The following is a 7,855-nucleotide window of genomic DNA, read 5'->3' as shown; positions in this document are numbered from 1 at the left end:
GCAGAGCCCGGTGCCGTCGAACTACCAGACGACCCTGCAGAACTTCGCCAACCTGGGCGTGGACGTGCAGATCACCGAGCTCGACATCGAGGGCTCGGGCAGCTCGCAGGCCTCGAGCTACCAGCGGGTCGTGCAGGCCTGCCTGGCCGTGTCGCGCTGCACCGGCATCACGGTGTGGGGCGTGCGTGACTCCGACTCGTGGCGCTCCTCGGGCACCCCGCTGCTGTTCGACGGCTCGGGCAACAAGAAGGCCGCCTACACCTCCGTCCTCGACGCGCTGAACAACGCCCAGCCGACACCGACGCCGACGACGCCCACCCCGACGCCGACCACGCCCACCCCGACGCCGACGACCCCGACGCCGACCCCGACCCCGACCCCCACACCCGGGACCGGGTGCACGGTCACCTATGCCGCACCCGGCCAGTGGCAGACCGGGTTCACGGCCAGCGTCCGGGTCACCAACCTCGGCCCGACCGTCAACGGCTGGACGCTCGCCTGGACGTTCCCCGGGAACCAGACGGTCACCCAGGCGTGGAACGCCGCCGTCACCCAGAGCGGCGCACAGGTCACGGCGAGGAACGTCGGCTACAACGGCACGATCCCGGCGGGCGGCACCACGGACTTCGGGTTCAACGGCGCGTACAGCGGCAGCAACCCGGCGCCGACGAGCTTCACGCTCAACGGCACGCCGTGCAACGGCGCGGTGACCGCCACACCGACACCGACACCCACCCCGACACCGACACCCACGCCGACCACCAGCACCCCGACGGGCAGCCTCCCGTCGACGTTCGCCTGGTCGTCCAGCGGCATCGTCACGAGCCCGAAGCCGGACGGCTCGCACTCGGTCGCCGGGGTCAAGGACCCGTCGGTGGTGTACGCGGACGGCAGGTGGCACGTGTTCGCCTCGACCGCCTCGTCCGCCGGCTACAACCTGCAGTACACGAGCTTCACCGACTGGTCCCAGGCCTCGTCCGCGACGCCGTACTACCTGGACCGGTCGGCGATCGGCACCGGCTACCGGGCGGCGCCCCAGGTGTTCTGGTTCGCCCCGCAGAGCCTCTGGTACCTCGTGTACCAGACCGGTGCGGGCGGCTCCTACTCGACGACCTCGAACATCTCCGACCCGTCGTCCTGGTCGGCGCCGAAGAACTTCTACTCCTCGCAGCCGCAGATCATCACGAACAACATCGGCGACGGCTACTGGGTCGACTTCTGGACCGTGTGCGACACGTCGAAGTGCTACCTGTTCTCGTCCGACGACAACGGGCACCTCTACCGGTCGGAGACGTCGCTGTCGAGCTTCCCCGACGGGTTCACCAACACGGTGATCACCATGCAGGACTCGAACCGGTACGCGCTGTTCGAGGCCTCGAACGTCTACAAGATCGCCGGCCAGAACTCGTGGCTCATGCTCGTGGAGGCCATCGGGTCCGACGGCAAGCGCTACTTCCGGTCATGGACGTCGTCGTCGATCGCCGGGACGTGGACGCCGCTGGCGGACTCCGAGTCGAACCCGTTCGCCCGGGCGAGCAACGTGACGTTCCCGGGCGGCGCGTGGACCAAGGACATCAGCCACGGCGAGATGATCCGCTCGGGCACGGACCAGACCATGGAGATCAGCCCGTGCAACCTGCGGTACCTGTACCAGGGGATGGACCCGAGCGCGTCCGGCGACTACAACTCGCTGCCGTGGCGGCTCGGTCTGCTGACGCAGACGGGCTCCACCTGCTGATCCGGACCGGCTCGCCCCGCTGACCCCGGGTGAGCCCGGACCCGGCGCCGCCCGACGCCCGACCGCAGGCGAACTGCCTGGGGTCGGGCGTCGGGCGTCTGGCGTCCCGTGGCGCGGCACCGCCCCGGACCTCGGGGGAGGGTCGTAGCTGACGCAGGGCGCGGGGTGTGGCGCGCGCCGGTCGACACCGGTTCGACGGGTGCCTCGTCCGGTAGATTGCCGCTGCCCGCTGCGTGAACCCGCCTGGGTGCCGCGTGCGGGCGGCCATGCGACGACGCGAAGGGGATGCCGTGGCCACGATGGCCGACGTCGCGCGTCGGGCGGGCGTCTCCGCGAAGACGGTGTCGAACGTGCTCAGCGGCTACCCGTACATCCGCGAGTCGACGCGCGAGCGGGTCCTCACGGCGATCGACGAGCTCGGGTACGAGCTCAACGTGACCGCCCGGATCCTGCGCTCCGGGCGCAGCGGGGTCATCGGCCTGGCGGTGCCCGAGCTCGGGCAGCCGTACTTCGGCGAGCTGGCCGACGAGGTGCTCGCCGCCGCCCGCCGGCACGACCTGCAGGTCCTCATCGAGCCGACGGGCTTCACGCGGGACGGTGAGCTCGAGGCGCTCCGCGAGCCGCGTCGTCGGCTGGTGGACGGCCTGGTGTTCAGTCCCGCAGCCCTCGACCAGGGCGACGCGCACGTCCTCGAGAACCTCGGGTACCCGCTCGTGCTGCTCGGTGAGCAGATCTTCTCCTCGCGGGTCGACCACGTGACCATGCACAACGTCGAGGGCGCACGGGCGGCCACCGACCTGCTGCTCGACGTGGGGCGTCGCCGGATCGCGCTGGTCGGCATGCTGCACGCGCCGACCGCCGGCTCGGCCAGGCTGCGCTTCCAGGGCTACCGGGAGGCGCTGGAGGCCCGGGGTCTCTCGGTGGACGAGCGGTTGCTCGGCTGGGCCGACGACGGCTGGCACCGTGCGAACGGCGCGCGGGCGATGGCGGCGGTCCTGGACGGGGTGGGCCAGGTCGACGGCGTCGTCGCGCTCAACGACGCGCTCGCGATCGGTGCGATGTACGAGCTGCAGGTGCGGGGGCTGTCGATCCCGCGTGACGTGGCGGTCGTCGGGTTCGACGACATCGAGGACGCCCGGTACTCGGTCCCGGCGTTGACGACGATCGACCCGGGGCGTCGGGAGATCGCGGAGGTCGCCGTCGACCTGCTGCGCCGTCGGCTCGACGAGCGGACCGGTCCGGGGGAGCCGACCCGTCCGCCGGTGCTGCACGTCGCGGACCTGCGGCTCATCGAGCGGGAGAGCACGCCGCCGCGGGTGCCCTGACCTGCCGGGGCTGGCGTCTCGGCCCGGCGGCCCGCGGGTCGGCGGCGCACCGAGGTGAATCCACGTCCGGAGCGGTTGACAGTGCCCGGCCACGGTCGCCACGGTGGTGTCGACCCGATCTACATCGATGAAAAGAGGCTGCCTGCGACGGCGCCCGGTGCGTCGCGGCGGTGGCCCGGGAAGGTGCGGGAGTGAGCGACGTGCTCGACGAGGTACGGGAGTTCCGGACGGCGGCCGCGAGCCACGCCCGGTCGCAACCGCGCGCCCTGCCGGACCTGCCGAGCGGCACGTTCGAGGTCGTCGACACGACGCCGGGCGCTCCCGTGCCGCAGCTGAGGGTGTACCACCCCGCCGTCGGGCCCGACGTGCCGGGCGTCTTCGTGAACCTGCACGGCGGCGGCTTCGTGCTGGGCGGCTGGCAGGACGACGACCCCTACTGCCGGTTCCTCGCCGACGCGTCGGGCTGCGCGGTCGTCAACGTCGACTACCCGCTCGCGCCGGAGGACGCGTTCCCCGCGGCGCTGCACCAGACGTACGACGTGCTCGGGTGGATCGCCGACCACGGCCGGCTGCTGGGCGTCGACGGCGCGCGCCTCGCGGTGGGCGGGCACAGCGCCGGCGGCAACCTCGCCGCCGCGTCGGCGCTCCTCGCCCGTCGGCACGGGCGCCCGCTCCTACGCGGTGTCGTCGTCGACCACGCGCCGCTCGACCTGGCGACGAGCCCGGCGGACGAGCTCGCGTCCCCGGTGCGAGCGCAGGACCTCGGCGGGCTGCCGCCGACGCTCGTGATCACCGCCGAGCACGACCTGCTGCGCGCCGAGGGGGACCGGTACGCCGCCCGGCTGTCGGCCGCCGGTGTCGACACCGAGCACGTGGTCTTCCCCGGCTGCGGGCACGGCTTCACGCACGTCGGGCCGGAGGAGCAGGCGACCGCCGCCTGGTTGCGGATGGCGACCTTCCTGCGGCGCGTCCTCGGTGAGCCGGAGGGGGCATGGGCCTGACCGGGACGCACGTCTTCACGATCGGTGCGCTGCTCGGCGAGGCCGTCCACGTCGGTGCGCTCGAGCTCCGGCCCCGCGAGCACGTGGCCCGGATCCGGGTCCACCGCGTCGGCGTCACCGGCTGAGCGGCGTCGTCGGCCGTTCCTCGCTGCGCGGGCGCGGCCCGATACTTTCCGGCTCGACGGGTCGCGCCGTCGTGCCGCAGGGCGAGAGATCGGCCCTCATCCAACCGATGGGAGCGAATCTACACCGATGAACTACACCCGGAGGAGTGAATAATCGTTTCGTTCGATCTTTCGAAACTATCAATCCCTCATCTGTGGTTGACCCGCCGCGCCGGCCCAGCGAAGGGTGGCGTGCCCGGCACTCGCGCCGGTGCACGACCATCCCCGAGGAGGGATCGATGACGACCCCGCACCAGCACCACCGCGCCCGTCTGCTCGGCGCCGTCAGCGGCATCGCCGTGGCCGCCCTGGCCGTGGCGCTCGCCGTCCCGGCGCAGGCCGCCGGCAGCACCCTGCAGGCCGCCGCCAGCGGGTCCGGCCGCTACTTCGGCACCGCCATCGCGGCCAGCAGGCTCAGCGACGGGACGTACTCGGGCATCGCGAACCGTGAGTTCAACATGATCACCGCCGAGAACGAGATGAAGGCGGACGCGACCGAGCCGAACCAGAACCAGTTCAACTTCACCAACGGCGACCGGATCCTCAGCTGGGCGCAGAGCAACGGCAAGCGGGTCCGAGGGCACGCGCTGGCCTGGTACTCCCAGCAGCCCGGCTGGATGCAGAACATGTCCGGCAGCTCGCTGCGCAGCGCCATGCTCAACCACGTCACCCAGGTCGCCGGCCACTACAAGGGCAAGATCTACGCCTGGGACGTCGTCAACGAGGCGTTCGCGGACGGCTCGTCCGGCGCGCGTCGCGACTCGAACCTGCAGCGCACGGGCAACGACTGGATCGAGGCCGCGTTCAAGGCCGCCCGCTCGGCCGACTCCGGCGCCAAGCTCTGCTACAACGACTACAACACCGACAACTGGTCGGACGCCAAGACGCAGGCCGTCTACACCATGGTCAAGGACTTCAAGTCGCGCGGCGTGCCGATCGACTGCGTGGGCTTCCAGTCGCACTTCAACTCTCAGAGCCCGGTGCCGTCGAACTACCAGACGACCCTGCAGAACTTCGCCAACCTGGGCGTCGACGTGCAGATCACCGAGCTCGACATCGAGGGCTCAGGCAGCTCGCAGGCCTCGAGCTACCAGCGCGTCGTGCAGGCCTGCCTGGCCGTGTCCCGCTGCACCGGCATCACGGTGTGGGGCGTGCGCGACTCCGACTCGTGGCGCTCCTCCGGCACCCCGCTGCTGTTCGACGGCTCCGGCAACAAGAAGGCCGCCTACACCTCCGTCCTCAACGCGCTGAACGCGGGCGGCTCCACCACGACGCCGGACCCGACGAGCACGTCGACCCCGACCAGCACCCCGAGCCCGACGCCCACGTCGACGACGCCGAGCGGCAACCCGAGCTGCACGGCGACGTACTCCGAGGGCGAGAAGTGGAGCGACCGGTTCAACGGCACGGTCACCATCCGCGCGAACACGAACATCAGCTCGTGGCAGGCGACGGTGACCGTCAGCTACCCGCAGAAGATCATCGCCACCTGGAACGGGTCGCCGACCTGGCCCTCGGCCAACGTCATGGTCATGCGGCCGTCCAACGGCGGCTCGCTCTCCGCAGGGCAGACGACGTCGTTCGGCTTCACCGTCCAGCACGGCGGCAACTGGACGTGGCCGTCGCTGAGCTGCTCGGCCTCCTGACGGGCTGACCATCTCCTGCCGACGGGCGTGGACCCCCCTCCGCGCCCGTCGGCAGGTCGCTAGACGACCAGGCCCAGCAGCAGCACGAAGATCAGCGCGGTCACGGACAGCACGGTCTCCATGACCGACCACGTCTTGAACGTCTGGCCCACCGTCATGCCGAAGTACTCCTTGACCAGCCAGAACCCGGCGTCGTTCACGTGGCTGAAGAACACCGACCCGGCGCCGATCGCGAGCACCAGCAGCGCGACGTGCGACGTGGACAGGTCGGCGGCGAGCGGGGCCACGAGGCCGGCGGCGGTGATCGTGGCGACGGTGGCGGAGCCGGTGGCGAGACGGATGAGGACCGCGACGAGCCAGCCGGCGATCAGCGGGGAGATCGGGGCGTCCGCGAGGCTCTTGCCGATGACGTCGCCGATGCCCGAGTCGACGAGGGTCTGCTTGAACCCACCGCCCGCGCCGACGATCAGCAGGATGCCCGCGATGGGCATGAACGACGCGCCGACCAGCGCGCTGACCTCGTCGCGGGTGCGACCGAGGGCCGTCCCGAACGCGACGAGGGCCACCAGGGACGTGATGAGCAGCGCGACCAGCGGGGTGCCCAGGAAGAGGAAGAACTTGCCGACTGGAGTGTCGTCGAACCCGAGGCTCTCGTCGATGGTCCGGGCCAGCATGAGGACGACGGGCAGGAGCACCACGGTGAGCGCCGTCGCGAACGCCGGCCGCTTCGCGTCCTCGTCCTGACGGGCCTCGCCGAGGAACGACTCCGGCGGCGGGAGCGGCACCCAGCGGTTCATCGGCTTGGCGAGGAGCGGACCGCTGATCGCCACGGTCGGGATCGCGACGAGCAGGCCCAGGCCGAGCGTCATCCCGAGGTTCGCGTTCAGCGCGTCGATCGCGATGAGCGGTCCGGGGTGCGGTGGCACGAGGCCGTGCAGCGCCGACAGGCCCGCGAGGGCCGGGATGCCGACGAGGATCAGGGACACCCGCGAGCGGTGCGCGACGAGCATGACGATGGGGATGAGCAGCACCACGCCGACCTCGAAGAACAGCGGGATGCCGATGATGAACGCGATGAGCGCCATCGCCCACGGCAGCCGCTGCACGGGGGTGCGGCTCAGGATCGTGTCGACGATCTCGTCGGCGCCGCCGCTGTCGATGAGCATCTTGCCGATGATCGCCCCGAGCGCGATGAGGACGCCGACACCGGCGACCGTCGTGCCCAGACCGGCGCTGAAGCTGGTGAACGCGTCCGGGTAGGGGATGCCCGCCGCGACGGCGAGGACACCCGAGCCGATCGTCAGGGCGAGGAACGGGTGGAGCTTGAGGGCGACGATGAGCAGGACGATCGTCGCGATGCCGATGACCGCGGCGACGATCAGCCTGGTCTCGCTGACGTCGGGTGGGTCCGCCGCGAGGAGCTGTGCCGCGATCACGGCCGCACCTCCCGGTCGTGCGCGAGCGCGTCCAGGACCCGTTCGGCGACCTCCTCGGGCGGGACGTCGACCGGGACGACGAACCCGTCCTCCGCGTCGGTGAGCGGCTCGAGCGTCCGGTACTGCGAGGGCAGGAGCTCCGGTGGCATGAAGTGCCCGGCACGTGCCCCCATGCGGTCCTCGATGAGGGCCTCGGGAGCCGCCAGGTGGGCGAACCGCACGCGCCCCTCGGCCTCCCGCAGCACGTCGCGGTACGCGACCTTGAGCGCCGAGCACGTCACCACGGTGCTGCGGCCCTCACGGGCGTGCGCGGTCAGCCAGTCGCGGATGGTGCGGAGCCAGGGCCAGCGGTCCTCGTCGACGAGCGGCGTGCCGGCGGCCATCTTCGCGACGTTCTCGGGCGGGTGGAACTCGTCGGCCTCGCCCAGGGGCCGGTCGAGCCGTGCGGCGAGGATGCGGGCGACCGTCGTCTTGCCGGACCCCGCGACGCCCATGACCACCACGTGCTCGACCTCGGCCACGTGCCTGCCCCCTTGGTCCGTCGA

General features: G+C 71.5%; 7 protein-coding genes. 5 read left to right on the top strand and 2 right to left on the bottom strand.

The annotated features are described in order from the left end of the window. The 5 genes from Cch01nite_RS18635 to Cch01nite_RS18620 form a co-directional block, all read left to right on the top strand. Nucleotides 1-1,738 (top strand): non-reducing end alpha-L-arabinofuranosidase family hydrolase (locus Cch01nite_RS18635; RefSeq protein WP_203757984.1); only part of this gene is annotated, 1,738 nt, incomplete at its 5' end. A 299-nt stretch (nt 1,739-2,037) separates the two neighbouring features. Further along, the gene (locus tag Cch01nite_RS18630; RefSeq protein WP_203758002.1) at nt 2,038-3,063 is read left to right on the top strand and encodes a LacI family DNA-binding transcriptional regulator; all 1,026 of its coding nucleotides are present in this window, start codon (nt 2,038-2,040) and stop codon (nt 3,061-3,063) included. 191 nt (nt 3,064-3,254) lie between these two features. After that, nucleotides 3,255-4,064, top strand: a complete 810-nt coding sequence (locus tag Cch01nite_RS18625; RefSeq protein WP_203757983.1) for an alpha/beta hydrolase — start codon at nt 3,255-3,257, stop codon at nt 4,062-4,064. Continuing rightward, entirely contained in the window at nt 4,055-4,189 is a 135-nt protein-coding gene (locus Cch01nite_RS22960; RefSeq protein ID WP_275407234.1) for a hypothetical protein, read from the top strand. The genes Cch01nite_RS18625 and Cch01nite_RS22960 overlap by 10 nt, the downstream gene beginning before the upstream one ends. 278 nt (nt 4,190-4,467) lie before the next feature. Beyond that, nucleotides 4,468-5,874, top strand: a complete 1,407-nt coding sequence (locus Cch01nite_RS18620; protein WP_203757982.1) for a glycoside hydrolase family 10 protein — start codon at nt 4,468-4,470, stop codon at nt 5,872-5,874. Nucleotides 5,875-5,933: 59 nt separating this feature from the next. Here Cch01nite_RS18620 and Cch01nite_RS18615 read toward each other — a convergent pair whose 3' ends face one another. Continuing rightward, nucleotides 5,934-7,310: a GntP family permease gene (locus tag Cch01nite_RS18615; RefSeq protein ID WP_308439313.1), complete on the bottom strand. Its 1,377-nt coding sequence runs from the start codon at nt 7,308-7,310 to the stop codon at nt 5,934-5,936. Further along, the gene (locus tag Cch01nite_RS18610) at nt 7,307-7,804 is read right to left on the bottom strand and encodes a gluconokinase (RefSeq protein WP_203758000.1); all 498 of its coding nucleotides are present in this window, start codon (nt 7,802-7,804) and stop codon (nt 7,307-7,309) included. The genes Cch01nite_RS18615 and Cch01nite_RS18610 overlap by 4 nt, the downstream gene beginning before the upstream one ends. Nucleotides 7,805-7,855: the final 51 nt, after the last annotated feature.

The sequence above is a fragment of the Cellulomonas chitinilytica genome (assembly GCF_016862675.1).
Lineage (GTDB): Bacteria > Actinomycetota > Actinomycetes > Actinomycetales > Cellulomonadaceae > Cellulomonas > Cellulomonas chitinilytica.
The sequence above is the reverse complement of the archived record's forward strand: the minus strand, read 5'-3'. Positions and strand labels throughout refer to the sequence as shown.

Bases quoted from the DNA above. Each gene is read 5' to 3' on its own strand.
- Cch01nite_RS22960 (WP_275407234.1), top strand. From the start codon at position 4,055: ATGGGCCTGACCGGGACGCACGTCTTCACGATCGGTGCGCTGCTCGGC.
- Cch01nite_RS18610 (WP_203758000.1), bottom strand. From the start codon at position 7,804: ATGGGCGTCGCGGGGTCCGGCAAGACGACGGTCGCCCGCATCCTCGCC.
- Cch01nite_RS18630 (WP_203758002.1), top strand. From the start codon at position 2,038: ATGGCCGACGTCGCGCGTCGGGCGGGCGTCTCCGCGAAGACGGTGTCG.
- Cch01nite_RS18620 (WP_203757982.1), top strand. From the start codon at position 4,468: ATGACGACCCCGCACCAGCACCACCGCGCCCGTCTGCTCGGCGCCGTC.